At 69.9% G+C, this 26,362-nt stretch carries 21 protein-coding genes and 2 pseudogenes; 14 read left to right on the top strand and 9 right to left on the bottom strand.

What is annotated here, in order from left to right:
• The first annotated feature begins 180 nt into the window (after nucleotides 1-180).
• The 3 genes from ACFY16_RS17490 (at nucleotide 181) to ACFY16_RS17500 (ending at nucleotide 4,584) form a co-directional block, all read left to right on the top strand.
• Nucleotides 181-2,070 (top strand): propionyl-CoA synthetase, encoded by a 1,890-nt coding sequence (locus ACFY16_RS17490; protein ID WP_390647979.1) that lies wholly within the window; start codon nucleotides 181-183, stop codon nucleotides 2,068-2,070.
• A 291-nt stretch (nucleotides 2,071-2,361) separates the two neighbouring features.
• On the top strand, nucleotides 2,362-3,429 hold the full coding sequence (locus ACFY16_RS17495) for an alkene reductase (protein WP_388341434.1): 1,068 nt from the start codon (nucleotides 2,362-2,364) through the stop codon (nucleotides 3,427-3,429).
• Between the two features lie 582 nt (nucleotides 3,430-4,011).
• On the top strand, nucleotides 4,012-4,584 hold the full coding sequence (locus tag ACFY16_RS17500; RefSeq protein WP_266695800.1) for a TetR/AcrR family transcriptional regulator: 573 nt from the start codon (nucleotides 4,012-4,014) through the stop codon (nucleotides 4,582-4,584).
• A 253-nt stretch (nucleotides 4,585-4,837) separates the two neighbouring features.
• Here the strand turns inward: ACFY16_RS17500 and ACFY16_RS17505 are convergent, their stop codons facing one another.
• A complete protein-coding gene (locus ACFY16_RS17505; protein WP_390647980.1) occupies nucleotides 4,838-5,629 on the bottom strand; it encodes an alpha/beta fold hydrolase in 792 nt (263 codons plus the stop codon).
• Nucleotides 5,630-6,464: 835 nt separating this feature from the next.
• Here ACFY16_RS17505 and ACFY16_RS17510 point away from each other — a divergent pair.
• From ACFY16_RS17510 to ACFY16_RS17520, 3 genes are read left to right on the top strand one after another with little or no spacing between them, the layout of a single operon-like run.
• Entirely contained in the window at nucleotides 6,465-7,535 is a 1,071-nt protein-coding gene (locus ACFY16_RS17510; protein ID WP_390647981.1) for a Rieske 2Fe-2S domain-containing protein, read from the top strand.
• Nucleotides 7,532-7,714 carry a hypothetical protein gene (locus ACFY16_RS17515; protein ID WP_390647982.1) on the top strand — a complete coding sequence of 61 codons (183 nt, stop codon included), beginning with the start codon at nucleotides 7,532-7,534 and terminating at the stop codon, nucleotides 7,712-7,714. Before ACFY16_RS17510 ends, ACFY16_RS17515 begins: the two co-directional genes overlap by 4 nt.
• Entirely contained in the window at nucleotides 7,711-8,646 is a 936-nt protein-coding gene (locus ACFY16_RS17520) for a PDR/VanB family oxidoreductase (protein WP_390647983.1), read from the top strand. The genes ACFY16_RS17515 and ACFY16_RS17520 overlap by 4 nt, the downstream gene beginning before the upstream one ends.
• Here the strand turns inward: ACFY16_RS17520 and ACFY16_RS17525 are convergent.
• A pseudogene (locus ACFY16_RS17525) lies at nucleotides 8,561-8,944 on the bottom strand (IclR family transcriptional regulator C-terminal domain-containing protein); the annotation flags it as partial. The gene ACFY16_RS17520 and the pseudogene ACFY16_RS17525 overlap by 86 nt on opposite strands.
• A 141-nt stretch (nucleotides 8,945-9,085) precedes the next feature.
• On the opposite strand from ACFY16_RS17525, the pseudogene ACFY16_RS17530 reads away from it, so the two are divergent.
• Nucleotides 9,086-9,442, top strand: a pseudogene (locus ACFY16_RS17530) (ABC transporter ATP-binding protein); the annotation flags it as partial.
• Between the two features lie 94 nt (nucleotides 9,443-9,536).
• On the opposite strand, the gene ACFY16_RS17535 reads toward ACFY16_RS17530, so the two are convergent.
• Nucleotides 9,537-10,199, bottom strand: a complete 663-nt coding sequence (locus ACFY16_RS17535) for a hypothetical protein (protein ID WP_390647984.1) — start codon at nucleotides 10,197-10,199, stop codon at nucleotides 9,537-9,539.
• A gap of 239 nt (nucleotides 10,200-10,438) precedes the next feature.
• Between ACFY16_RS17535 and ACFY16_RS17540 the strand changes: the two genes are divergently transcribed.
• From ACFY16_RS17540 to ACFY16_RS17550, 3 genes are all read left to right on the top strand, one after another.
• Nucleotides 10,439-11,095: a helix-turn-helix domain-containing protein gene (locus ACFY16_RS17540; RefSeq protein WP_390647985.1), complete on the top strand. Its 657-nt coding sequence runs from the start codon at nucleotides 10,439-10,441 to the stop codon at nucleotides 11,093-11,095.
• A 32-nt stretch (nucleotides 11,096-11,127) separates the two neighbouring features.
• Nucleotides 11,128-11,658, top strand: a complete 531-nt coding sequence (locus ACFY16_RS17545; protein ID WP_390648189.1) for a toxin-antitoxin system, toxin component — start codon at nucleotides 11,128-11,130, stop codon at nucleotides 11,656-11,658.
• Between the two features lie 303 nt (nucleotides 11,659-11,961).
• Nucleotides 11,962-12,201, top strand: coding sequence for a hypothetical protein (locus ACFY16_RS17550; protein WP_390647986.1), 240 nt, complete (start codon nucleotides 11,962-11,964; stop codon nucleotides 12,199-12,201).
• Nucleotides 12,202-12,207: 6 nt separating this feature from the next.
• On the opposite strand, the gene ACFY16_RS17555 is transcribed toward ACFY16_RS17550, so the two are convergent.
• Together ACFY16_RS17555 and ACFY16_RS17560 are read right to left on the bottom strand one after the other, a co-directional pair.
• Nucleotides 12,208-12,897, bottom strand: coding sequence for a 4'-phosphopantetheinyl transferase (locus ACFY16_RS17555; RefSeq protein WP_390647987.1), 690 nt, complete (start codon nucleotides 12,895-12,897; stop codon nucleotides 12,208-12,210).
• A complete protein-coding gene (locus ACFY16_RS17560) occupies nucleotides 12,894-13,754 on the bottom strand; it encodes a metallophosphoesterase family protein (protein WP_390647988.1) in 861 nt (286 codons plus the stop codon). The genes ACFY16_RS17555 and ACFY16_RS17560 overlap by 4 nt, the downstream gene beginning before the upstream one ends.
• A gap of 312 nt (nucleotides 13,755-14,066) precedes the next feature.
• Between ACFY16_RS17560 and ACFY16_RS17565 the strand changes: the two genes are divergently transcribed.
• Nucleotides 14,067-15,221: an ATP-grasp domain-containing protein gene (locus ACFY16_RS17565; protein WP_390647989.1), complete on the top strand. Its 1,155-nt coding sequence runs from the start codon at nucleotides 14,067-14,069 to the stop codon at nucleotides 15,219-15,221.
• A 162-nt stretch (nucleotides 15,222-15,383) separates the two neighbouring features.
• Nucleotides 15,384-17,072: a carbohydrate binding domain-containing protein gene (locus ACFY16_RS17570; RefSeq protein ID WP_390647990.1), complete on the top strand. Its 1,689-nt coding sequence runs from the start codon at nucleotides 15,384-15,386 to the stop codon at nucleotides 17,070-17,072.
• A 210-nt stretch (nucleotides 17,073-17,282) separates the two neighbouring features.
• On the opposite strand, the gene ACFY16_RS17575 is transcribed toward ACFY16_RS17570, so the two are convergent.
• The 4 genes from ACFY16_RS17575 to ACFY16_RS17590 all read right to left on the bottom strand — a co-directional run bounded on the left by ACFY16_RS17575 (nucleotide 17,283) and on the right by ACFY16_RS17590 (nucleotide 23,818).
• Nucleotides 17,283-18,533, bottom strand: coding sequence for an alpha-L-fucosidase (locus ACFY16_RS17575; RefSeq protein WP_390647991.1), 1,251 nt, complete (start codon nucleotides 18,531-18,533; stop codon nucleotides 17,283-17,285).
• Nucleotides 18,534-18,546: 13 nt separating this feature from the next.
• Entirely contained in the window at nucleotides 18,547-21,609 is a 3,063-nt protein-coding gene (locus ACFY16_RS17580) for an alpha-mannosidase (protein ID WP_390647992.1), read from the bottom strand.
• 107 nt (nucleotides 21,610-21,716) lie between these two features.
• Complete coding sequence (locus ACFY16_RS17585; protein WP_390647993.1) at nucleotides 21,717-23,054, bottom strand: 6-phospho-beta-glucosidase; 1,338 nt, start codon at nucleotides 23,052-23,054, stop codon at nucleotides 21,717-21,719.
• The gene (locus tag ACFY16_RS17590) at nucleotides 23,051-23,818 is read right to left on the bottom strand and encodes a DeoR/GlpR family DNA-binding transcription regulator (RefSeq protein ID WP_390648190.1); all 768 of its coding nucleotides are present in this window, start codon (nucleotides 23,816-23,818) and stop codon (nucleotides 23,051-23,053) included. Before ACFY16_RS17590 ends, ACFY16_RS17585 begins: the two co-directional genes overlap by 4 nt.
• Before the next feature lie 146 nt (nucleotides 23,819-23,964).
• Between ACFY16_RS17590 and ACFY16_RS17595 the strand changes: the two genes are divergently transcribed.
• Together ACFY16_RS17595 and ACFY16_RS17600 are read left to right on the top strand one after the other, a co-directional pair.
• A complete protein-coding gene (locus ACFY16_RS17595; protein WP_390648191.1) occupies nucleotides 23,965-25,023 on the top strand; it encodes a carbohydrate kinase family protein in 1,059 nt (352 codons plus the stop codon).
• 51 nt (nucleotides 25,024-25,074) lie between these two features.
• The gene (locus ACFY16_RS17600) at nucleotides 25,075-26,361 is read left to right on the top strand and encodes an ABC transporter substrate-binding protein (protein ID WP_390648192.1); all 1,287 of its coding nucleotides are present in this window, start codon (nucleotides 25,075-25,077) and stop codon (nucleotides 26,359-26,361) included.
• Nucleotide 26,362 lies beyond the last annotated feature (1 nt).

Raw genomic sequence — 26,362 nt, forward strand, 5'->3', positions numbered from 1 at the left:
CAAGCCGCACCTGGCGGAGAGGCCTGTCGGCCGGACCGCCGCACCACCGCGATGCCGGTGACCGGACCGCCGGTCGCCGGCATCCTGCTCGACCAGATCGGCCAGCATGCCGTACTTGTGTCCGACACGGTTCCGCACACAGCCACACCACCGTCCCTTGATGCCACAAAGGAGTGCGCGATGGGAACGTACGAGGATGTCTTCCGCGCCAGTACCGAGGACCCGGAGAGCTTCTGGCTGAAGGCGGCGGAGGGCATCGACTGGGATGTCACCCCACGACGCGCCCTGGACTCCTCTGGCGCCCCCTTCTACCGCTGGTTCCCCGACGGTCGGCTCAACGTCTGTTTCAACGCGCTCGACCGGCACGTCGAAGCCGGCCGCGGCGAACAGGCTGCCCTCATCTATGACTCACCGGTGACCGACACCCGGCGCACCTACACCTACGTGCAGTTGAGGGACGAGGTGGCGGCGTTCGCCGGGGCGCTCTCGCGGCTCGGTGTCGAGCACGGCGACCGTGTGGTGATCTACATGCCGATGGTCCCCGAGGCCGTTGTCGCGATGCTGGCCTGCGCACGTATCGGCGCGGTGCACTCGGTCGTCTTCGGCGGGTTCGCCCCGCGCGAACTCGCCCTGCGCATCGACGACGCGGCTCCGAAGGTGGTCGTCTCCGCCTCCTGCGGCATCGAGGGCAAGCGTGTCATCGCGTACAAACCCCTGCTCGACCGGGCGATCGAACTCGCGGCCCACAAGCCGGAGAAGAGCGTGATCCTGCAACGCCCGCAGGAGACGGCCGAATTGGGTCCCGACGATCTCGACTGGGGCGAGCTGGTAGCCGCCGCACCGCCCGCCGACTGCGTTCCCGTCGCCGCCACCGATCCCCTCTACATCCTCTACACGTCCGGAACGACCGGAAAGCCCAAGGGAGTCGTACGTGACTGCGGCGGCTACGCGGTCGCCCTCCACTGGTCGATGGGGTCCGTCTACGACGTGGGCCCCGGCGAGACGATGTTCACCGGCTCCGACGTCGGCTGGGTCGTCGGGCACTCGTACATCGTCTACGCACCGTTGCTCGTCGGAGCCACGACGGTCCTGTACGAGGGGAAGCCGGTCGGCACACCGGACGCGGGCCAGTTCTGGCGCGTCGCCGCCGAGTACCAGGTCAAGACCATGTTCACGGCGCCCACCGCGTTCCGGGCCATCCGCAAGGAGGACCCGAAGGGAACGCTCACCGCGGACTACGACCTGACCGGCCTGCGCCACCTCTTCCTCGCCGGTGAGCGCCTCGACCCCGAGACCTATCACTGGGCGAGCGATCTGCTCGGCATCCCGGTCATCGATCACTGGTGGCAGACCGAGACCGGGTGGCCCATCGTCGCGAACCCGGTGGGCATCGAGGCGGCTCCCCTCAAGCCCGGGTCTCCCACCCGCCCGCTGCCCGGGTGGGACGTCCGTGTCCTCGACCCCTCGGGCAAACCGGTGCCCGTAGGCGTCGACGGCGCAATTGTCGTACGACTCCCCCTGCCGCCCGGCGCACTGCCCACGCTCTGGCAGGACGACGACCGCTACATTGCCTCCTATCTCTCCGCCTACGACGGCTACTACCTCACCGGCGACAGCGGTCACATCGACGACGACGGCTACGTCTTCGTCATGGGCCGCACCGACGACGTCATCAACGTCGCCGGGCACCGTCTGTCCACCGGCAGCATGGAAGAGGCCCTGGCCGCCCACCCCGACGTCGCCGAATGCGCCGTCATCGGCGTCGCCGACGCCCTCAAGGGACAGGTACCGCGCGGTTTCGTCGTCCTCAAGGCCGGCGTCGACCGCGAACCGGGACAGGTCGAGTACGAACTCGTCCAGCTCGTGCGTGAACGCATCGGAGCCGTCGCCTCCCTCAAGGAGGTCGCGGTCGTGGCCGCCCTGCCCAAGACCCGTTCGGGAAAGATCCTGCGCAAGACGATGCGCGGCATCGCCGACGGGCACGACGAACCCATCCCCTCCACGGTGGACGACCCAGGCGTCATCGAGGCCCTGCGCCCTGTTCTCCGACGCCCTGGCCAAACCGCGTGAACGGCTGACCCGCAGCCCGGTCGACGACGGGCGAGCTTCCGGACCGTGCCGTGCGGCACACCAACTCGGAGGCCCCAAGACTGCCGACTCCTGCTTGCAACTGCCCGCACACCCACATAGTATTACGATTGTAATTCCATAGATCGCGCCGACACAGCTCGGCCGACAGGGGTCATGACGGGTCCCCATCGGGCCCCAAGCAGGACGGCCCGGTCCTCCCGCTCGGCTGATCACACCTATTGCCGGCCCCCGCCCTCAGCGATCGACTACTCATCATCTGAGGAATCACCCATGCTCAACGCCCTGTGGAACCCGACCGTCGCCGGAGAGATCTCCCTGCCGCACCGGCTCGCCATGGCCCCCCTGACCCGAAGCCGGGCCACCCTCGACGGCGTGCCGACCGAGCTCAACGCCGAGTACTACGCTCAGCGCGCCTCGCACGCGCTCATCATCACCGAGGGCACCCAGCCCTCCGCCGACGGCCAGGGCTACCCCGTGACCCCGGGCATCTACACCGAGGAACACATCGCCGGCTGGCGCAAGGTCACCGACGCGGTACACGAGGCCGACGGACGCATCGTCATCCAGCTCATGCACGTCGGGCGCATCTCCCACCCGGACAACACCCCCCACCACCGGCAGCCGGTGGCACCCTCCGCGATCAAGCCGGCCGGACAGACGTTCACCCCGTCCGGGCTCCAGGAGATGCCGGTGCCGCGCGAGCTGTCGACAGCAGAAGTCGCTGCGACGGTCGACGACTTCCGGCGTGCCGCCGCGGCCGCCATCTCGGCCGGCGCCGACGGCGTCGAGATCCACGGGGCCAACGGCTACCTGGTCAACCAGTTCCTCTTCCCCAGCACCAACCAGCGCACCGACCAGTACGGGGGCTCCCTCGACAACCGCATCCGTTTCGCGGTGGAGGTCGCCACGGCCGTGGCCGACGAGATCGGCGCCGGCCGCACCGGCATCCGGATCTCTCCCGGCAACCCCTTCCAGATCAACGACCTCACGGAGAGCGATCCCCACGAGCTCTACCCGCACCTCCTGCGCGCCCTCGCTCCCCTCAACCTCGCCTACCTGCACATCGGCCACGGCGGCGACGAGGAACTCCTGCACACCCTCCGGAAGCTGTGGCCGACCACGCTGCTCCTCAACCGGGGCGGTGCCGATCTCTCCACCCGCGCCAAGGACATCGAAGACGGCCTGGCCGATGTGGTCACCGTCGGCACCATGGCACTCGCCAACCCCGACCTCGTCGAACGCGTACGCTCCGGCGCACCCCTGAACACCCCGGACCCCGCCACCTTCTACGGCGGCGGCGCGACCGGCTACACCGACTACCCCACCCTCCCCGCCTGACGAAAGACCGCGCGTCCGGGCGAAATCATCGCCCTCGCATGCCTGGAACAGGCCTACGCCGCACGGTGGTGACCGCCCCGAGGAGCAGCGGGCCGTCACCACCGCGCCCGTAGGCATTTCCCTCGCACCTTCGAGAGGGAGACACACCGAAAAGAGCATGCGGTTGCTGGAACCATGGGCAAGGAGGAGGTCCGCCCGGGCTGCCAACTGCGCCTGGGCCAGGGAGGTTTGACAGCCCTTGCCGACAACGGCGCCGATGGCCCGCACCGTGCCCGTGTCATGGAAATGGACGTTGCCGATCCCGCGTGACGCGACCAAGGAGTCCGACGCTTCGACGACTTCCAGCGCCACATCGGCATGTCGGAGGCGTCCCCAGTGACCGTTTCCAGAAGTTGATCTCGGCCGGCATCCTTAAGGCCGTCCCACTGAGCCAGTGGGGCGAAGCATACGTACTCGGCCCCGAGGGTCCCGTCCGGAGAACCGGCACCCGAATGGCCTGCCGATCGTAATATTACGTACATCAGGTCATGGATTAGGCTTGACTGCGAGGCATCGGCCTTACGGAGCGAACGGAGGATTCTCGTGGTGCGCTACGCCAAGGAGCACAAGCAGGCGACACGGCAACGGATCATCGAGACGGCGGGCCACCGATTCAAGCAGGACGGCATCGACGGTTCGGGCGTCTCCACTCTGATGTCGGATGCCGGGCTCACCAACGGAGCCTTCTACGCCCACTTCGCATCCAAGGACGACCTCGTCGCCAACGTCGTGACCGACCAACTGCGCACACAGGTCGCGAGGTACGGCACTCTGCGGCCCGGCCGCCAGGGTCTCGAAGACCTGGTTCGCGACTACCTGTCGCCTGAGCAACGGGACCACCCCGGCGACGGATGCCCCTCCGCCGCGCTGCTCGACGAGATCAGCCGCTGCGGGGACGAGACGCGGCAGGCTTACACCGACGGCGCACGAGACATCGTGGACGAGATCGCCGCCCGCCTGACGCCTGCGAATCCGCAGTCCGCCCGGGGCAAGGCCATCGGGCTCTTCACCATGATGGTGGGCACGTTGCAGCTTTCCCGAGCCCTCTCCGACCAGAAGTTCTCAGACGAGGTCCTGGCGCAGGGGATCGAGAACGCCCTCTCCTTCATGCGCTGAGGGGAACCGTTCACGGCCTCGCACAACGCCGCCGAGGGCAACGGCCGCGAGGCTGGAAGCCGCCCGATGCGACGGTCACGGCCAGTGGAATCACGATCATCGCGGACGGCGGCCATCCAAGGGAAACGCCATCGCGCGCGCCACGAGGCTCGTCCCCGTGTCGACCACGCCCTCGCCCGGCCGACGGACGGGGGCGGCCGGGCGTCCACCAGGCCAACCCCCCGTCTCATACGGCGACCGCACTCGACGCCTACTACCGTTCGAGGAACTCGAGAGCCGTCTGCACGAACTGTCGGTGGAACTGGAAGATGCCGCCGTGACCGGCGTCGGGGTAGATCACCAACTCGCCGTTCGGCACCCGCCTCGCCAGGTCGGCCGAGTTCTGCGACGGAACCATCCTGTCGCTCTCACCGTTCGCGACGAGCACGGGCTGATGGATGACGGAGAGATCGTGGGGCTGCTCCAGCCCCCAGCGATGAATGGCCTTGAGCTGAGCACCGTACAACGTGAGCGAGATCGCCTTGCCCCTGTCGTGGGTACGTTCCTTTAACCGGGCCAGGAACTCCTTGCCGGCCCGGCGCCCGCCTGCGGTGCGGGTGAAGAAGAAGAACTGCTTCGGGTCCTGAAGGGTGGGCAGCCCACGGACAGTGTCGAAGTGGGACAACCGGCTCACGTTCTTGATGCCCTCACCGCCGGCCGGGCCGGTACCCGCGAGGATCAGCTTGCGGACGAGCTGCGGTTCGGTCTGCGCGATCACCTGGGCGACCATGCCGCACATCGAGAAGCCATGGAGATCGACGTACTCGAGCCCGAGCGCCCGGATGAAGGTGACGGCATCCTTCGCCATCGCCTGAATGGTGCGCGGAGTCGTACCGGTAGAGGCGCCGACGCCCCTGTTGTCGAATGTGATGACCGAGTCCGTCCAGCACTCCGCAGACCTGACGGCCGCTACCGCAACGCCGGCCGGCCCGACCTCACCGTCAACGGCAAGAACGCCAACGACCAGGCACTCTCCGCCGCGCCGCCCAGCGTCGTCGTCCGGCATTGGAAACGCCACCGGCAAGTCCCGCACGCTCAGCGTCAACACACCTACGGCTGGCACGTACGCCATGTCGGCCGAACGGATGTCCCTGGGCAAACGCGACGAACACACCGGCACCGCGTCCCGCGTGTCGTCACCCTTCCTGGCAGAGCCATCGTCGACACCGGCATGTCTACCTGCCCGACGGTTCCACGCTCCACGCCGCGGTGTCTCAGCGTGAGAGCCGGACAGCCCGGCACAAGCGACTGTCGGCCGCCCGCTTGGGCAAGATCCGGACCAGGTCCGGGCTAGCTGACTCAACGAGGAGCCACAGGCGCGCAATTGACCTGGTAGGCGGCCTGCCACGCTGGTACCACCAGCAGACGAAGAACCGTCCAGTGACCGCCTCCCGACCCTCGGGTTCGGCAGCCGCTGACGCGACCAGGCGCATGACGTCTGATCACGCTGTTGACCTGCAGCAACCGACCGAACGTGGCGGGAGGAAGGCTAATTCGACCCCGATTCGACCCCGCCCCCTCCCTGCGCGGCAACGACCAGCCCTGATCTGCAGCCATGCGAATTCTGCCGCTGTACCAGCCATACACAGCCAGGAAGTCACCACAAAGAAACCAAATCAGCCACTCTTCGCAATTCATCGAAGCTGCAGCGACACGAGTCGTAGGCGAAGAACAGAAGGCACGGCTGCACGTTCCACTCGGGTCGAACTCCGAGGCGTATCCATGCCAACCCTCTGACCAGGCCCTTTACATCGACCCTTCCGTGAGGCGGAAGCAGTGTTGCGCCCCCCTGACGCCCTTCCGGACGATGTGGCCATCACCCAACGACGGGAGCCGCAGCCATGCCGCACATGACGACCTTCGCCAGAAACCAGTGGTACGTCGCCGCCTACAGCCATGAGGTCGGGCGCGAGGAGTTGCTCGGCCGGACGATCCTCGGGGAGCCGCTGGTCTTCTACCGGACCGAGGAGGACGGGACGCCCGTCGCGCTGCACGACCGGTGCGTGCACCGCCGCTTCCCGCTGTCGGAGAGCCGGCTCGACGGCGACCGGATCGTGTGCGGCTACCACGGGTTCACCTACGACACGACCGGCACGTGTGTGTACGTGCCGGGCCAGAAACGCGTCCCGCGCACCGCCCGTGTCGCCTCCTACCCGGTGGCCGAACTGGACTCGCTGGTGTGGGTGTGGATCGGCGACCCGGCGCTGGCCGACCCGCTGTCGATCCCGCGGGCCCGCCACCTCGACTCCCCCGGCTGGACCACCGTCCGCGGCATGGAGCCGATAGACGCCGACTACGGGCTGCTGGTCGACAACCTCCTCGATCTCTCCCACGAGACGTATCTGCACGGCGGCTACATCGGCACCCCCGAGGTCGCCGAGACGCCGATCAGCACGGAGGTCGACGAGGGGGCGGGCATCGTGCGGGTGAGCCGGCGCATGGACGACGCCGAGTGCCCGCCGTTCTATGCCCGTTCGACCGGCATCGAGGGCCGGATCACCCGCTGGCAGGACATCGAGTACCACGCGCCGTGCCTGTACCTGCTGCACAGCCGGATCGCCCCGGTCGGCGTGCTGCCCGAGGCGGACGGCAGTGACCCGAACGGCTTCCACACCGAGATCACGTACGCGATCACGCCGTCGTCCGACGGCAAGGTGTACGACTTCTGGATGGTCTCGCGGGACTGGGCGACGGACGACGACGAGGTCACCGAGTTCCTGCGGGGCAACAACCACACCGTCGTCATGCAGGACGTCGACGCGCTCAACCTCCTGCAGAAGACGCTCGGCACCGAGCGCGGCGGCTACCAGGAGCTGAGCATCAACATCGACACCGGCGGCCTGGCCGCCCGCCGTATCCTCGCCCGGCTGGTCGAGGAGGGCGACAAGCCGGTGGAGAAGGTGGTCCGGTGAGCAGTCTCTCCTCCGAACGACCGCGTGAGATCTACCGCGTGGACTGGCTGCCGGGCACCGACGTCCTGCACGGCACCTGCCACTGCGGCGCCGAGCACTCCGCGCAGGACCCGGTCGAGATGTGGGAGTGGATGCTCGGCCACCCCGAAGGACACCAGCCGCGAGGAAACAGCTCATGACCGCCTACGAAGCCGAACTCGTCGTCGACCGCCTGGAGTTCGCTGCTGACGGGGTGCTCGCCCTCACCCTGCGCCATCCGCTGGGCGAGCGGCTCCCGGGCTGGGAGCCGGGCGCCCACATCGATGTCGTGCTCGGCCCGGACCTGGAGCGGCAGTACTCGCTGTGCGGCGATCCGGCGGACCGCACCGCCTGGCGGGTCGCGGTGCTGCGGGAGCCGGACGGACGGGGCGGATCCGCCCATGTGCACGAGCAGTTGGGGGAGGGCGACAAGGTCCGGGTGCGCGGCCCGCGCAACCATTTCGCCCTGCGGCCCGCTCCCCGCTACCGCTTCATCGCGGGCGGCATCGGGATCACCCCCATCCTGCCGATGCTCGCGGCGGCGCAGGCGGCGGGCGCCGAGTGGTCCCTGCTGTACGGCGGTCGCAGTCGCGACTCCATGGCGTTCACGGAGGAGTTGGCCGGATACGGGGCGCGGGTCACCATCGCTCCCCAGGACGAGTCCGGTCTGCTCGACCTCGGCCCGGTGCTCGACGCGCTCCCCGACGGCACCCTCGTCTACTGCTGCGGGCCCGGTCCACTGCTCGACGCGGTCGAGGAGCGGTGTCCGTCCGGCGTTCTCAACGTCGAGCGGTTCCAGCCCAAGGAGGGACAGACCGGCGAGGACGGCGAGTTCGAGGTCGAGCTGGCGCAGAGCGGCCGCACGCTGACCGTCGCGCCGGGTGTCTCCGTGCTGGACACCGTCCGCGCCGCCGGCGTGGAGGTGCTCTTCTCCTGCACCGAGGGCACCTGCGGCACCTGTGAGACGGACGTGCTCGACGGCACCCCGGAGCACCGGGACTCCGTACTCACCCGGGAGGAGCGGGAGGCCGGCGAGACGATGATGATCTGTGTGTCCCGGTGCCGGGGGAAGCGGCTGGTCCTGGATCTGTGATCCGCAGGTCCGCCCCGATCCGCGCCACGGCCGCGAGCAGCCGCGGCAGCAGGTCGCGGCGGACCGTCGCGACGGAGACCCGGCCGGCGTGCACCGCGATACCGACTCCGGCCACCACCGCGCCGCCCCGGTCCCGCACCGGGGCGGCCACCGACCGGAGCCCCTCCTCCAACTCCTGGTCGACCAGCGCGTAGCCCTGCCGGCGCACTCGGCCGGGTTCGGCCCGTAGCGCCTGAGGCGTGACGATCGTGTACGCGGTCAGGGGGCGCCGCGCCGCCCGGGCGAGCCGGGCGTCGAGGTTCTGGGCGGAAGCGCGGTCCAATAACTGTCAACAATTTTGTCAGCCAAGGCCATTGACTCGGCCGGACGGCCGGATCCAGGTTCCCGCTGAGCACCAACCGAGCAGTACTGTGCGATCGGGCCGCCGCCCGGGACGGCGTTGAGCAGGACGCGACGCGGGGAGCTGGTCACCGACGCGCTGCGGTCGGTGGGGCTCGCGGACGCCGCCGGGGCGTATCCGTGGCAGCTGTCCGGCGGCATGCAGCAGCGGGTCGGCGACGAGGCCGTCTACCTCGGCGAGCGGGTCGTCGTCCTGTACGCCTCCCCCACCGTCGTCCAGGAACAGCTGAAGGTCGATCTCCCGGACGAACGGGACCAGTTGCACACCCGGGTGGCGCCGCGCTTCGCCGAACTGCGCACCCGTGTCTACGCACAGATCCAGGCGGCGAAGCGCGGGGCCCCTCAGGAGGCGGTCGGGCCGGACCTGGCCAAGACGGATACGCCTCCCGCTCGCTGAACTCGCCCGCCGACCAGCCCGCAGGAAGCTCCAAGCCCGCGGGAAGCTCACTGACCGAAGCGCCGTCGGCGACCTGAACGCCGGCGGTGCCCGGTCAGGACTGGGGGAACGGCACCACCGTGAGGTGGGCCGCGGTGCGGCGCGGACGCCGGGGGGCGAGGACGGGGCGGCGGGTCTCGCGCAGGACCATCGTCAGGCGGCTGTAGCCCATGTCGTGGAGGCTCTTGGGGGTCTCGCCCACGATGCGGCAGTCGGTGGCGCCCCAGCGCGGGTCGGGATGCAGCAGCGGCCGCACCGCGCCGTCGTGCTCCAGCGCCCCCTCGCCCACCGCGCGGATCCAGTGGGGCAGGCCCTGCCGGTAGGCGGCGTCCATGATCGGGTCCTGGGCGATGTCCCGGCGGATCGCCTGCAGTGCGAGGTCGTGGCCGTGCCTCTGCACGGCGGCCTCGAAGTGCGCCAGCATCGGCAGGCACCAGCTCGACTCGTGGTCACCGAGGACCGTGCCCGCGTCTGGGTGGAACAGCACGAACCTGAGGAAGTTGTCGCCGGGCATCGCCGTCGGGTGCGGACTCACGGCACGGAAAAGTGACTCGAAAGCGGTGTTGGTCAGGACCACGTCCCAGACATGGTCGACGACGAGGGACGGAAAGGGGGTCGACTCCAGGAGCACGGCGTAGTCCTGGAGGTACGCCCGGGCCTCGGGACTCTCGGGGACGGGCCGCGGCGCCGACCGCTGCCCACCTGCCTGATATGCCATCGGGAGGTCACCCCTCTTGCCTATGCGGCCTTCACGCGGCGCCCCGATCCTGGTGCCCAGACGCGAGGCGTGTCAACTATCGTGGCATTTCATGCTCGTTGACGGCTGAAATTGGCCACAGTTGTGGCGAGACCTGGATGTGAGTTCGAACCACGGGCTAATCTCCGGGCAGTTCACGGCGACCGCCGGGAGAAGCGCGCGCTCGTGAAAGGTCTGTGAGAGACGTAGGAGATCTGTCGGTGGCCGATGGCTTCGAGGTTCCGGGCGCCGCGGCGACGTCTGTACTGTCCGCCGTCGTCGCCCGTGTCACCGCGCTCGCCGACCGGCTCGGCGTGGCGCACGCGGAGGTCTTCCGCACCGGCCGTCTGTCGGTGGCCTCCGGCGTTCCCGAGGCTGTCGTCAAGGCGCTGCTCAGCGGCCGGCCCGCGGGCGAGCCGGATGTGCAGGCACGTTTCCTGCAACGACTGGACCTGCTGCGCCGCACCCGGCTCAAGCCCAACGGCCGCAGGTACACCCAGCAGGAGATCGCCGACGGCGCGGGCATGTCGCGGCAGCAGGCGGGCGCCCTCATCAACGGCGACCGGCGCCCCACGATGGAGCACTGCGACGCCCTCCAGCGCTTCTTCCGCGTGCACGCCGGCTTCCTCACGGCCGAGGACCCCGAGGCGCTCGCGGGCGCCCTCCAGCACACCGAGCAGGACCTCCTGCAGAAGCTGGCCGACCGCGAACGGGAGTCGGCGGCCGCCGCCGACGACCCGTTGGAGAGGCTGTTGCAGGACCACGGCGTCCGCGGCATCGCCTGGCGGGCCGCGCAGCTGCCCACCGACCAGCACCGCGACAAGGTCGCCGAGTGGCTGGACATGCTCTTGGAGAGCGTCAAGCGGCCCGAGTCGTGATCCGGGGGAGAACTGTGGGCATCGCCAGGGACATGCGCCGCCTCTGCGGCGAGCTGGTCGCGGAGCTGTCGCTCTCCGGACCGGTACCGCCCGCCGACCTGTACGCGGCACTGTGCGACGCGATGAGCCGGCGCCGCGGCCGCCCCGTGCAGTTCCGTACGGCCGCCTTTCCGGCCGGGACGGCGAGCGGGCTGTGGGTGGACATGGCCGATCAGGACCTCGTCGTCATCGAGGAACGCACCGCCCCCGACCACCAGTTGGTGATCCTGGGTCACGAGCTGTGGCACATGAAGGCCGGGCACTGCGGCCACCACGTCGACGGCACCGTGGTCGCGGCGCGGCTGCTCGGCGACGGGGCCGACCTCCAGGCGACCGTCCGGAGGGTGGTCGCGCGCACCCGTTTCGACCAGGCCGAGGAGCGGGACGCCGAGGCCTTCGGCCTGCTGCTCGCCAGCAAGTGCCGTACCTGGCTTGCAGGTTCGGCGTTGCGCGGTCCGGTGCCGCGGGATCATCTGGCGGGGCGGATCGAGGCGTCACTGGGGTATCTGGGGCCTCAGGGCTGACCATGAGTCGGGCCCGGTGAAGACCGAAGGCCCGAGTCCCGAGGTTCAAGGTTCAAGCCCCAAGGGCAACTGCCAAGGCGCTCCCCTCCACGCCGGGCCGCGTTCACGCGCCTCGCGCGGTTCACGTTCCTTGGCGCGGTCGTGCTCGTGGTCGAGGCGGCCACCGCTCGGGCGAAGAACGGGAGTGGGCCGGAATCCGGATTGTCAGTGGTGGGCGGCAAGCTGGAGATGCGCCGCCGTGCGGGGGCGCACGCGCCGACAGGGCGCGGGAGACGACGACGCCGACGCGGGGAGAGCCGACCGATGCGCACTGCCGTGATGACCGACCGTGAGCGCACCGCCGTACAGGCCTATCTGCGGCTGCTGCACACCGTGCGGGCCGCCTTCGACGACGTGGATGCCGGTCCGCCGGACAGCCGGCGGCCGGCCGTCGTCCCGCCCGGTGTGCTCGCCGAGGCGGAGCGGGCGCTGGCGGACGCGGGACTCGCGGGGAACGAGGAGGAGTTCTTCCGGCTGCTGCACACCTGGTGCCCGCAGCCGTGACGGTGCTCAGGCGTGCGGCACGGTGACGGCCGTGGCCACGAGCCCCCGCCGGGCGGTCCACAGGCCTTCGAAGTACCGCCGCCGGTGGCCGCCCAGCACGGGTCCGGGGACGAGGAGTTCGGCGCGCAGACTGCCGCGCAGCCGCTCACCGGGGTGGACGCGCAGGTCGATGTCGGCCTCCGTGAACTCCAGCCATTGCCCCGTGAGGGGGAACCATGCCTTGTAGACGGACTCCTTGGCGCTGAACAGGAGCCGGTCCCAGTGGATCTGGGGGTGGTCCTCGGTCAGGTGGCGCAGCCGCTGCGCCTCCGCGGGCAGCGCCACCATGGACAGGACGCCGTCCGGCAGCGGCTGGTGGGGCTCGGCGTCGATGCCGAGGGAGGCCAGGTCGCCGGCGCGGGCCAGGGCGGCGGCGCAGTAGCCGTCGCAGTGGGTCATGCTGCCGGTCAGCCCGGCCGGCCAGCGCGGCGCTCCGCGCTCGCCCGGCAGAATGGGCTGCGGCGGCACGCCGAGCTTCTCCATGGCGCGGCGGGCGCAGGAGCGTACGACGGCGAACTCGCGGCGGCGTTTGGCGACGGCCCGGACCACGACGGCCGCCTCCTCGGGGTACAGCGCCGCCTCCTCGGTCCCGTCCGTCCCTTCGTCCCCGTGCGCCTCCACGACGACCACCGACTGCGGCAGCAGCTCCTCGATCACCGGGCCGCGACCTCCTCCGGCAGGATGCGGCGCAGCCGTCCCGGCGGCTGCGGGCGCCCCCGCCACTCGCGGGGATAGCCCACGGACACCTCCTCGAAGCGGACGCCCTCGTGCCGGGTGGTCCGCGGGATGTGGAGATGGCCGTAGACCATGGTCGCGACGCGGAAACGCCGGTGCCAGTCGGCGGTCAGCCGGGTCCCGCACCACATGGCGAATTCGGGGTGCCACAGGACGTCCGTGGGGTGGCGGTCCAGCGGGTAGTGGTTGACGAGGACCGTGGGCAGGTCGTCCGGCAGGGCGGCGAGCCTGCGCTCGGTCTCGGCGACCCGGGCCCGGCACCAGTCCTCACGGGTCGGGTAGGGGTCGGGGTGCAGCAGGTACTCGTCGTTGCAGACGATGCCGGTGCCCTGCGCGTACGCCAGCCCCTCCTCCTTCGTGGCGCAGCCGACGGGCAGGAAGGAGTAGTCGTACAGCAGGAACAGGGGGGCGACGGCGACGGGGCCACCAGGACCGTCCCAGACGGGGTACGGGTCCTCGGGAGTGGTCACGCCCAGTTCGCGGCACACCTCGACGAGGTGCTCGTAGCGGGCGACTCCGCGCAGGGTGACGGAGTCCTTCGGGTGGGTCCACAGTTCGTGGTTGCCGGGGGCCCAGACGACCTTGCGGAAGCGGCTCGCGAGGGTCTTCAGCGCCCAGCGGATGTCGGAGACGGTCTCCGAGACGTCGCCGGCCACGAGGAGCCAGTCGTCTTCGTAGTCGGGGCGCATCCGCTCGACGAGCGCGCGGTTCTCCGCGTAGCCGATGTGCAGATCGCTGATGGCCAGCAGTTGTCCGGCACCGCCGGCCGTCGACGTCACCTCTCGCCTCCCGGTCGCCCGCACCTACGTCCGCTCCTACGGCACCACGAGATCACATCAGTGTCCGGGGGACAAGAGCGGCCCGCCGCTGCCGGAAGCAACACGGGCATACCGGATCCGTCAGCCGACTGGACATGATCGGAAAATCCGTAACACGCACGTTGCACGCGGGGGCCTCGGCAAGCCGTATGATCGCCGCAACACCACCGCCACGAATCTCCCTTCGCACAGGGCGGCTTGGTGTCCCTCCACTCACCCTGCCCGGGCACGGGCTGCTCCGCCCTGCCCGAAATGCCCCGAAAGGCGGCCTGCATGCTCTCTCGCGTACGCGTCTGGCTCAACCGCACGTACGCGGAGAACGTGTTCTTCATGGATCAGCTACGGCGAAATCCCAGCGATCGGGCCGTCGAGATCCACGCCACGCACGGCGACGCGGACTCCCCCGTACTGGCCGCCGCCGACACCGCCGACCTCGAGCCGGAGGGCCTGTCCCCGGCCGCGTACGTCGAATACGCCCTGGACCAGTGCCGGCGTCGCAGCATCGACGTGTTCGTACCCCGGCTGCACCAGTCGGCGATCGTGGCGCACCGCGCCGACTTCGCGGCGGCGGGTACGGCGCTGCTGGCGCCGACGCCCGAGGCCGTGGCCGTCTTCCACGACAAGGTGATCGCCTACGAGGCGGTCCAGGCGATCGGCGTGCCCGTGCCGCCCTGGTGGCGGGTGCGTACGGCGGACGAACTCGTGGCCGCCGTAGAGGAGTTGGAGGCAGCCGGGCACAAGGCGTGCTTCAAGCCGGCGTCCGGGGCGGGCGGTGTGGGCTTCCGCGTCGTCACGCGCGCCCCCTTCTCGCTCGTTCACCTCAACGGTTTCCCGAGCCCGTATGTGCCGCTCGACGTGGTCGAGGACGCGCTGCGGCGGGCCGAGGAGCCGGTCGACTGGCTGGTGATGCCGCGTCTGGAGCAGCCGGAGGTCTCCGTCGACTGCCTGACCGGCACCGACAACCGCGTCCGGCTGGCCGTGGGCCGCACCAAGAACGGCCGCCGCCGGGGCTTCACGCTCCACGAGCAGTGGCTGGAGCCGGCGCGGCGGATCGCGGAGGGCTTCGGGCTGCACCACCTGTCCAACATCCAGTTCCGGATGTTCGGCGACCAGCCGGTCCTCATGGACGTCAACACCCGCCCGGCGGGCGGGCTGCACCAACTGTCCCTGTGTGGCGTCAACGCGCCTTGGGCGGCGGTGCAGTTGGCGCTCGGCGAGGACCCGGGCGAGATCGTGCCGCCGTTCCTGGGCCAGGACTACACGGTGGTGTCGGGTCCGCGCCCGCTGCGGCAGGTGTCGCTGCCGCAGCAGCGACTGGAGGAGACCGAGGCACTGCTGCCGGCTGTCCCGGCCCAAGCGGTCGAGCAGGCCGGACAGGTCGAGCCCGTCACCTCGGAAGCCGGAGCCGCGGCCACCGCCCCCGCGTGAACGCGGGCCTTCCCCCACCACATCCTCATACCGGTCTGGACCAATCATGGCGCAGCATCTTGACACCAGGATTGGTCCATACCAACTTGGTTGCGCACCTCTCCGCACTCCCTCTGCACACCTGTGCACTCCCGAACACCCCCATTCCTCCAGGGAGATCACGTGCGCACCACACTTCTCGTACGTTCCAGACGTCGTCTTCTCGCCCTGCTCGGCTCCGTGGCGCTCGCCGTCACCGGAGCCATCGCCCTCCCGGGCACCGCGCAGGCGGCCAACATCCTGACCAATCCCGGCTTCGAGTCGGGCGCCCTCTCCCCCTGGTCCTGCACCGGCAACCTCGGCTCGATCGTCTCCTCTCCCGTGCACGGGGGCTCCAAAGCCCTTGCAGGAGCGGTGAGTTCGAGCGACAACGCCAAGTGCAGCCAGACCGTCTCCGTCCAGCCGAACACGGCGTACACGCTTCAAGGCTGGGTGCGCGGCAGCTACGTCTACCTCGGCGTGGACGGCGGCGCCTCCACCTGGACGACGTCGCCGTCGGCGTACAGCCAGCTGTCCGTGTCCTTCACGACCGGCGCCGCCCAGACGAGCGCCACGATCTACGTGCACGGCTGGTACGCACAGGGCACCTACTACGCCGACGACGTCAGCCTGGACGGACCGGGCGGCGGCGGTGGCGGTGACACCCAGGCGCCGAGCGCGCCGACCGGCCTGACGTCCACCGGCAAGACCTCCTCCAGCGTGTCCCTGTCCTGGGGCGCCTCGACCGACAACACCGGTGTCACGGCGTACGACGTCTACCGCGGCTCCAGTCAGGTACTGAGCGTCTCCGGGACGACCGCCACGGTCAGCGGACTCTCCCCCAGCACCTCCTACACCTTCACCGTCAAGGCGCGGGACGCGGCCGGGAACACCTCTGCGGCCTCCAACTCCGTGACCGTCACCACCGACGCGGGCAGCGGCGGCGGCACCGGCTTCAAACAGGCCGCGCCCTACCTCTACCTCGGCTGGGGCGACCCGCCGAGCGCGACCTCGGTGATGAGCGCGACCGGGATCAAGTGGTACACGATGGCGTTCATGCTGGACTCGGGCGGCTGCAACCCCGCCTGGGACGGAAGCCGGCCGCTGACCGGCGGCACCGACCAGACCGTCATCAACCAGATCCGTTCCGCCGGCGGTGACATCGTCCCCTCGTTCGGCGGCTGGCAGGGCAGCAAGCTCGGTGCCAACTGCTCCTCCGCCGGCGCGCTCGCGGCGGCCCTGCAGAAGGTGATCGACGCCTACTCCCTCAAGGCGATCGACATGGACATCGAGAACTCGGACGAGTTCGAGAACGAGGCCGTGCAGGCGAAGATCCTCACCGCGCTGAAAACCGTCAAGGCGAACAACCCCGGCCTGAAGACGATCGTCACCTTCGGCACCTCGACCACCGGCCCGACCTACTACGGCAACCGCCTCATCGAGCAGGCCAAGTCGCTCAACGCCGACATCGACGTCTTCACGATCATGCCGTTCGACTTCGGCGGCGGCTCCGACATGTACGGCAACACGGTGGGCGCCACCGAGGGGCTGAAGACCAAGCTGAAGTCCACCTTTGGGTGGGACGACGCCACGGCCTACGCCCACATCGGCATCTCCGGCATGAACGGCCTGTCCGACCAGCAGGAGAACACCACCCCGGCGATCTGGACCCAGATCCGCGACTGGGCCAACTCCCACCACATCGCCCGACTCGCCTACTGGTCGGTCAACCGCGACCGGCCGTGCGCGGGCGGAGGCGTGGTCAGCAACTGCTCCGGCATCAGCCAGACCAACTGGCAGTTCACGTCCATCACGGCCGGCTTCACCGGCTGAGCCGTCCCGAACGCGACCCGAACGCGAGACGTCCCCCCGGATCCTCGGACCGGGGGGACTTTTTTTTCCGTGTGGGGTGTATCAGGGAGCGGGCCGGGGGCTCTTAGGAGTGAAAGACAACGGGGGTACGGGGGAAGCACGGGGGAACGGGGGCTCGGGTCGGTCGGCCGCTGTCACGGGGAGCGACCGGCCGACCCGAAGGGGGCAACCTCAGAAGCGACCCGATCCGCGGTACAGCTCCAGCTCCCCGCCCAGTTCCACGGCGAGCACGGTGGCGTGCGGGTCGAGGTCCGCCGCCGCGGGCGGCTCGATCCACAGCACGCCGGGGGTCTCGTGCAGGCCGCCGGTGATCCGGTGGGCGAGTTCGGTTCCGCTGCCGAGCACCGTGACCCGCCGCACCGAGCCGAGCAGTCCGCGTACGTTGATCTCCGCTCGTGGGGCGTCGAAGAGGATCAGGTACAGCGTGCGCCGGTCCGCCGAGAGGGTGCTCGGGCCGTAGTGGTGACCCGCGGGGAGCCCGCGGCCCGTCCCGTACACGGCGTCCGCGTGCTTGGCGATCCAGTCACCGAGCCCTTCGAGCCGCTCGGCCTGTTCGGCCGGCATCGTGCCATCCTCCCGGGGTCCGACGCTGAGCAGCAGATTGCCACCGCCGCCGATCGTCTCGGCGAAGTAGCGGATCAGCTGGTCGACCGACTTGTGGTTGTGGTCGTGATGCTGGTGACCCCACGAATCGTTGATCGTCAGGCACAGCTCCCAGGGGCCCTCGGGCGGCACGACGGGGGCGCCCTGCTCGGGGGTCGCGTAGTCGCCCTCGCTGAGCATGCGGGCGTTGAAGACGACGTCCGGCACCTCGGAACGGATGAGCGCGGCGAGCTCCGGGATACGCCACTGCTCCTCGCTGCGGTCCCACTCGCCGTCGAACCACATCAGGTCCGGCTTGCAGCGGGAGGTGAGTTCGCGGATCTGGCCGTCCCGGTAGGCGATGAACCGCTCCCAGGCGTCCAGGTCCTCGCACTCGGCCGCGACCTCGGAGTACCGGTTGTCCTCCAGCTCCGGCGGACGGCCGGGCTTGCGCGTGGAGGCGTAGTCGGGGTGGCTCCAGTCCGAGTGCGAGTAGTAGAGGCCGACCTTGATGCCCAGCTCGCGCAGGGCGTCGGCGTAGCCGGAGATCAGGTCGCGGCCCACGTTCAGGTCGCCGTGGGCGGTGTCCCACAGGGCGACCCCGTCGTGGTGTCGGCTGGTGAGCACCGCGTACCGGGCGCCCGCGCGGGCGAAGAGGGCGGCCCACTCGCGCGGGTCGTAGCGGGCGGCGGTGAAACGGTCCAACTGGGACATGTACCGGTCGTACGGAACGATGTCGTCGTAGAACGACCAGGACTCCTGGACGCCGTCGACGGCGTAGATGCCCCAGTGGATGAAGATCCCCAACTTGGCGTCGGTGAACCAGGGTTGCATGGGCACGTCTGCTGCGCTCCTATCGGCCCACGTCGGCGCGCTGGAGGCGGAGGGTCAGGATCTGGAAGGGCCGCAGCTCGACCGGGACCCCGCAGTCGCCGTCGGTGGCCGCTTCCTCCAGCGGTCGCTCCAGCAGGTCGGTGACCTGGGCGCCGGCGAGCGGGAAGCCCGTGCGCAGGGTGCCCTGGGCCCGGCCGCCGCGGGACTCGTAGAGGCGTACGACGACATCGCCGGACGCGTCGTCGGCGAGCTTGACCGCCTCGACGGTCACGCCGTCGCCGTCGACGGAGACGACCGGCCGCGGCGCGCCCGCCGAATCCGCCACCCGCAGCGGGAGGTTGAGGGCGTAGCCCTCGGCGACCGCGTCCTCGATGCTCGCGCCGGGCAGCAGCGAGTACGTGAAGCGGTGACGGCCCTGGTCCGCCTCGGGGTCCGGGATGCGCGGGGCGCGGACCAGGCTGAGCCGGACCGTGGTCGTCGTACCGCCGTCCTCGCGGACCGTGCGGGTCACGTCATGGCCGTACGTCGAGTCGTTGATGACGGCGACGCCGTAGCCGGGCTCGCCGATGTGCACCCATCGGTGGCCGTACACCTCGAAGCGGGCCGCCTCCCAGCTGGTGTTGGTGTGGGTGGGCCGCTGGACGTGGCCGAACTGGATCTCGGCGGAGGAGTGGGGCGCCCGGATGTCCACCGGGAAGGCCGCCTTGAGGATCTTCTCGGCCTCGTGCCAGTCGATGTCGGTCTCGATGTCGATACGGGGGCTGCCGGCGCGGACGGTGATCGTCTGGGTGATCTTCGAGCCCCTGCCGAAGCTCCGCTCGACGCGGATCGCGCCGAGCAGCGGGTCCTCTTCGACGATCGTGACGGAGTCGGCGTCCAGCAGGTCCGTATAGCGGTTGTTGTAGTGCTTGTCGATGTCCCAGGCGTCCCAGTAGTTCGGGAGGTCGGTGTGCAGGCGGAGCAGGTTGCCCTTGTCGGCCAGCACTTCGCGCTTCGCCCGCAGATCGTATACAGAGGACAGTGTGCCGTCTTCTGTCACCTCCACACGGACCAGACCGTTGTCCAGCACCCGACCGTCGACCGTCACGGGCTGCGGCGGCTCGGCGTCGGTGACCGGCGCGCTGCCGCTCGCGGGCACCTCCACGTACACCGGTGCGCCCTCGGCCGTGCGGACCACCTCGGCGCGGTCGTACGGGCTCGTGTTGAACACGCGTGCCCCGTCGGCGCCACCGCCCAGCGCGGCGACCGCCTCGGCTGTCAGCGCCTCCAACTCCTCGGCCACGCGGGCGTACTCGGCCTCCGCCTCGCGGTGCACCCAGGCGATGGACGACCCCGGCAGGATGTCGTGGAACTGGTGGAGCAGGACCGTCTTCCACAGCCGGTCCAGCTTCTCGTACGGGTACACGTACCGCGGCGCGTGCAGCGCGGCGGTCGTCGCCCACAACTCGGCCTCGCGCAGCCTGTGTTCGCTGCGCCGGTTGCCCTGCTTGGTGCGGGCCTGGGAGGTGTAGGTGGCGCGGTGCAGCTCCAGGTAGAGCTCGCCGACCCACACCGGTGCGTCGGGGTACTCCGCACGGGCGGCCTCGAAGAACGTGTCGGGGTGTTCGACGACGACCTTCGCGGAGCCCTCCAGGTCGGCGAGCCTACGCGCCCGTTCCATGATCTCGCGGGTGGGTCCGCCGCCGCCGTCGCCCCAGCCGAACGGGGCCAGCGAGCGCGTACCGCGGCCCTTCTCCTCGTAGTTGCGGACCGTGCGGGACATCTCCTCGCCGCTGAAGCGGGCGTTGTAGGTGTCGATCGGCGGGAAGTGGGTGAAGATGCGGGTGCCGTCAATGCCCTCCCACCAGAAGGTGTGGTGGGGCAGCTTGTTGGTCTGGTTCCAGGACAGCTTCTGGGTCAGGAACCACTCGTTGCCGGCGAGCTTGGCGAGCTGCGGGTAGGCCGCGTTGTAGCCGAAGGAGTCCGGCAGCCAGACCCCCTTGGTCTCGATGCCGAAGTGCTCGATGAAGAACCGCTTGCCGTGGATGAACTGGCGGGCGACGGCCTCGCCGCCGGGCAGGTTGCCGTCGGCCTCGACCCACATGCCGCCGACCGGCGCCCACTGGCCCTTCTTCACCGACTCCTGGATCCGGGCCCAGACCTGCGGGTAGTTGTCGCGCACCCACTCGTACTGCTGGGCCTGCGAGCAGGCGAAGATGAAGTCGTCGTACTCGTCGGCGAGTGCGGTGACGTTGGAGAACGTGCGGGACGTCTTGCGCTTGGTCTCGCGGATCGGCCACAGCCAGGCGGAGTCGATGTGCGCGTGGCCGACGCCGGAGACGGTGTGGGCGCTGGCGTGCGCGGGCTTGGACAGGGCCGGCTTCAGCGCGGCGCGGACGTCCGCCGCCGAGCCGGAGATGTCGTCCAGGTCGAGCAGGTCCAGGGCGCGGTCGAGGGTGTGCATGATCTCGTGGCGGCGCGGGTCGTGCTCGCCGAGTTCCAGCATCAGTTCGCGCAGTACCTGGATGTCGAGGTCGAGGTGGAAGACCTCCTCGTCCAGAACGGCGATGTCGGCGCGACGGAAGGTGTAGAGGGGCTTGTCGCCGGCGGTCAGGACGTCACCGAGCGGGGTCGGCGCGGCGAAGTCGCCTGCCAGGATGTCCGGGTTGGAGGCCGCCTCGACGAGGTAGTGGATCTCCTCGCTGCCGGTCGCCGGGTTCGCTATCGGGACGTACTGGTTGAGCGGGTTGACCGCCTTCAGGGGCGTGCCGTCGGTCCGGTGGACGAGGGCCTCGGCCTGGTTGCCGGGCCAGTCGCCCACGAAGCCGAGGTCGATGACCGCCTCGACGCGCCGGCCGGCGAACGCGGCGGGCACCTGTCCGCGCATGCGAAACCAGGTCGTGCCCCAGGGCGGACCCCACGGGGTGTCCATCGCGAACGGCTCGTACGGCGCCGAGGCGGCCTCCTCGAAGGGCACGGGCTCCCCCGGGGCCTGCCAGGCCTCGACCTCGAAGGGGACGGTGGCCGCGTAGATCGCGGGCTTGATGCGCTGGTTGTGGACGCGCTCTACGCGCTCCTCGATGCGGCGGCGTTCGTCGTGCATGGGAAGTCTCCAGGAAACAGCGGGAAGCCGGCGGGCCGGGAGGCCAGGCGGCCAGGAGGTCGGACGACAGGGAGGCCAGACAGGGGAAAGCGCTTACGGGAAAGCGCTTACTCAAGGTACGCCAGCCCCGGATGCACCGCGGCGTAGCCCTCCACCAGCCTGCGGGCCACGTTCACGGAGTCGACGAGCGGATGCAGCGCGAAGGCCTTGACCGCCGTCGCGCGGGAGCCGGACTCGGCCGCCGACAGGACCTCACGCTCGACACCCTTCACCGCGCACACCAGGCCGGTGGCGTGCTCGGGCAGCGGGGCGACGGCGACGGGGTGCGCGCCGTTGGCGTCGACCAGGCACGGCACCTCGATGACGGCGTCGGCGTCCAGGACGGAGAGGGTGCCTTGGTTGCGCACATTGAGGATCAGGGTGGTGCGTTCGTCACGGGCGATGGCCCGCATCAGGGCGAGGGCCACCTTCTCGTAGCCGCCGGACAGGTCGTCGGCCTCGCGCTCGCCCGCACCGGCCGTCTCCCGGTTCTCCGCCATGTACGTGGCCTCGCGCTCGGCGCGGGTGCGGTCCCAGGCCTGAAGGGCCGAGGCGCCGGCACGCCCGGCCTCCGCGTAGAAGCGGGCCTGCTGATCGCGCAGGAAGGCGCCTCGGGTCTTCTCCGCCTGCTGGTAGGCGCGTACGGCTTCCCGGTTGAAGTAGTAGTAGTGCAGGTATTCGTTGGGGATCGCACCCAGGGACTGGAGCCAGTCGACGCCGAAGAGCTTGCCCTCCTCGAAGGAGCCGAGCAGGTCGGGGTCGGCGAGCAGGCGCGGGAGTTCGTCGCGGCCCGCGACCCGCAGACCGCGCACCCAGCCGAGATGGTTGAGGCCGACGTAGTCGATCCAGGCCTCGCGCGGGTTAGCGCCGAGCACCCGGGCGATACGGCGGCCGAGGCCGACGGGGGAGTCACAGATGCCGATGACGCGGTCGCCGAGGTGGCGGGACATGGCCTCGGTGACCAGACCCGCGGGGTTGGTGAAGTTGATGACCCAGGCGTCGGGGGCCAGACGGGCCACCCGTCGGGCGATGTCGACGGCGACGGGAACCGTCCGTAGACCGTACGCGATCCCTCCCGCGCCGACCGTCTCCTGGCCCAGCACGCCCTCCGCGAGCGCCACCCGCTCGTCGTTCGCGCGGCCCTCCAGACCGCCGACACGGATCGCGGAGAACACGAAGTCGGCGCCGCGCAGGGCCTCGTCGAGGTCGGTCGTCACCGTCACGCGGGGGGCGTCGGATACCGTCGACGCCTGTTCAGTCAGTACACGGGCGACTGCATACAGACGACTGTCGTCCAGATCGTGCAGAACGACCTCCGTCACCCGCCCCTCACCGCGGTCGGCCAGCAGCGCCCCGTACACCAGCGGCACCCGGAATCCTCCGCCGCCCAAAATCGTCAGCTTCACGCTGCTCCCGCCTTTCCTGCCAGGACCACCTGCACCCCCGCCTCCTCCAGGGAGGACCGGGTCACCGCGTCCACCGGCGCATCGGTCACCACCACGTCCAGGTCCTCAGGACCGCAGACCTTCGCCATACCCGTACCCGGGAACTTCGCCGAGTCGGCGAGCAGCACGACCTTGCCACTGGCCTTGATCATCGCCCGCTTGACCGGCACCTCGACCACCGTCGTGTCCATCACCTGCCCACCCGGCCGCACCCCACTGGTGCCGAGGAAGAGCCAGTCCGCATGCAGCTGGCGCAGGTTGTCCTCAGTGAGGAAGCCCACCAGGGAGCGGTACTCGCGGCGGACCATGCCGCCGAGCAGCACCAGCTCGATGCCCTCGTCGTCGGCGAGCTCCTCGTAGACCACCAGGTTGCTGGTGATCACGGTGAGCCGGCGGCCGTGCAGCTGCCGGGCCAGCCGGAAGGCGGTGGTGCCGATGTCGAGCAGCACCGACTGGCCGTCGGCGACCATCGCCGCCGCGCGCGCCGCTATGGCGTCCTTCTCGGCCACGCGCACCTCGGCGACCTCGGCGAAGGGCTGGTCGCCCTCGTCGACGACGGCGCCGCCGTGCACGCGGGTGAGCAGGCCCTCCTCCTCCAGTTTGAGCAGGTCACGCCGGACGGTGGCGGGGCTCACACCGAGCTGTTCGGAGAGATCCGTCACGGCCGCGGGACCGCCCGAGCGCAGGGCCCGCAGGATGAGTTGATGTCGTCGTTCTGCCAGCACGACCTGAACACTACTCGTCATCTTCAATCATTTCTATGCTCAGTTCTGCTCGGGTATTGACCAATGTCGCCGAGCGGCGCACGATTCCGGTCACCGAATTGAAGAGTTTTGACAACCTCCTGCACGTGTCGACGAGAGGAAGCGCCGTGGACGACGACCGGCCCGATGTGCTGCTGACCGGGCTGCTCTTCTACGACCTCGTCCTCACGGGGCTGGACAGGCCGCCGACGCCGGGCGAGGAAATCTGGACGGCCGGAATGGGCTGCGGCCCGGGCGGCATCGCCAACCTGGCGGTGGCCGCGTCCCGGTTCGGCCTGCGGACCTCCCTGGCCACCGTCTTCGGGGACGACTTCTACGGCGCGTACTGCCAGGAGGTCCTGGCCGGACAGGAGGGCGTCGACCTGTCGCTCTCCCGCAGGGCGGACGGCTGGCCCACCCCTGTCACCGTCGCCCTTGCGCTCCCCCACGCCCTCGGCTCCGCTCGAGCAGGGGGGACCCCCGTCCACGACCGGGCCCTCGTCACCCACGGCCACGAGCCCCCGTACTCGCAGGACGCGCTGATGGGCCACCCGCCCGAGGCGCGCACGGCCCTCGTGCACATCGAGGCCGAGCCGCGCGAGTGGCTCGCGCAGGCGGCCGCGAACGGCACACAGATCTACGCCGACGTCGGCTGGGACCCCACCCAGCAGTGGTCCACCGACCTCCTCGACCAGCTCGCCCTGTGCCACGCCTTCCTCCCCAACGAGGCGGAGGCGATGGCCTACACCCGCACCGACAGCGCGATCGCGGCCCTCGGCAGGCTCGCCGAGCTGGTGCCGGTGGCCGTCGTCACGCGCGGCGGGGAGGGGGCGGTCGCCGTCGACCAGACGACGGGCGAGTTCGCCGAGGTCCCGGCCCTTGACATCGATGTCCTGGACGCGACGGGCGCCGGTGACGTCTTCGGCGCGAGCTTCGTCGCCGCCTCGCTGGGCGGCTGGCCGCTGGAGGAACGGCTGCGGTTCGCCGTACTCGCCGCGGGGCTGTCCGTGCGGCACCACGGCGGGGCGCTGGCGGCACCCGGCTGGTACGGCGTCGACCGCTGGTGGCGCTCACTGACGGACCCCGAGCTCAGGCGCGCCTACGGCTTCCTCTCCGACCGCATCCCGGCGGACGTCGGCCCGCCCGTGCAGTACGCCCCCGTGACCCCACCCGCTCGGCAGCACTGAGCCCCTGTACCCATGCGAAGTCCCGAAAAGATCCGAAAGGCGGTGGGAGCTGTGCGGCTCTCACGAAGAGGCCTGCTGCGCGCGGGCCTGGCCGGCACGGCCGCCACGGCGCTCGGCGGCCTGGCGACCGGCTGTGCCGTTCCGACCGGCTCCACCGGACGCAACATGGTCCTGTGGTACTGGAGCGGCGGTCTGAGTCCGAAGGTCGTCGAAGACGCCAAGGCCCGCTACGACAGCGCGGTGAACCTGCAGGCGATCCAGATCGGCGGGTACTACCGCTCCAAGCTGTTGACCACGATGACAGGACGGGCTCACATCCCGGACATCGTCGGGCTCAAGGGCGAGGACATGGCGTCGTACCTGCCGAACTCCGACCAGTTCGTGGACCTGCGCACACTCGGTGCCGACAAGCTCAAGGACCGGTACCTGCCCTGGAAATGGAACGAGGGCATCGCCGAGGACGGCTCGATGGTGGGCTTCCCGATCGACTGCGGTCCGGTCGGGCACTACTACCAGCCCGCCACCTTCGAGAAGGCCGGACTGCCGTACGAACCCGAGGACGTCTCGAGGGAGCTGGCCACCTGGGACCAGTTCATGGCGGCCGGGGAGCAGCTCAAGAAGCGCGTCCCCGGAGCGTTCATCCTCACCGACGCCCTCAGCATCTACGGCATATCCGTCAACCAGACGACCAAGCGGTTCGTCGACAGGGACCGGCACTTCATCGGCGACCAGGAGCATGTGCGCACCGCCTGGGACCGTGCCGTCGAGGCCACTCGCCGCGGCCTGGTCTCGAAGATCGTCAACGGCACGCCGGACAACATCTCGGCCACGGAGCGGGGCCTGCTGCCCAGCCAGCTGAACGCCTCCTGGGCAGCCGGCGACATCAAGCTCAACACGCCGAAGACCAAGGGCAAGTGGCGGGTGGCGAACTGCCCGGGCGGCCCGTCCAACATCGGCGGCTCCTTCCTGGCGATCACCAAGGCCTGCCGGGAGCCCGAGAAGGCCTTCGAGATGATCACCTGGATGCTCGACGCGGACAACCAGGCGCAGGGCTTCGTCGACTCGGTGCTCTTCCCGTCGACTCCGGAGTCGTACGGCATGAAGAAGCTGCGCGAACCCGACGCGTTCTTCGGCGACCAGATCACCATGGACGTCTTCGGACCGGCGGCGGAACGGATCCCGGTCGCCTTCAACAGCCCGTACGACATCGCGCTCAAGACCCCGATCGACGACGAGCTGCGGAACTTCTCCGTTCTCGGCAAGGATCCGGAGAACGCCTGGAGGGACGCCATGAAGAAGTGCCGGCGTATCGCCGACCATCTGGGGGTGACCTACTGAC

The sequence above is a fragment of the Streptomyces sp. NPDC001315 genome (assembly GCF_042896175.1).
Lineage (GTDB): Bacteria > Actinomycetota > Actinomycetes > Streptomycetales > Streptomycetaceae > Streptomyces.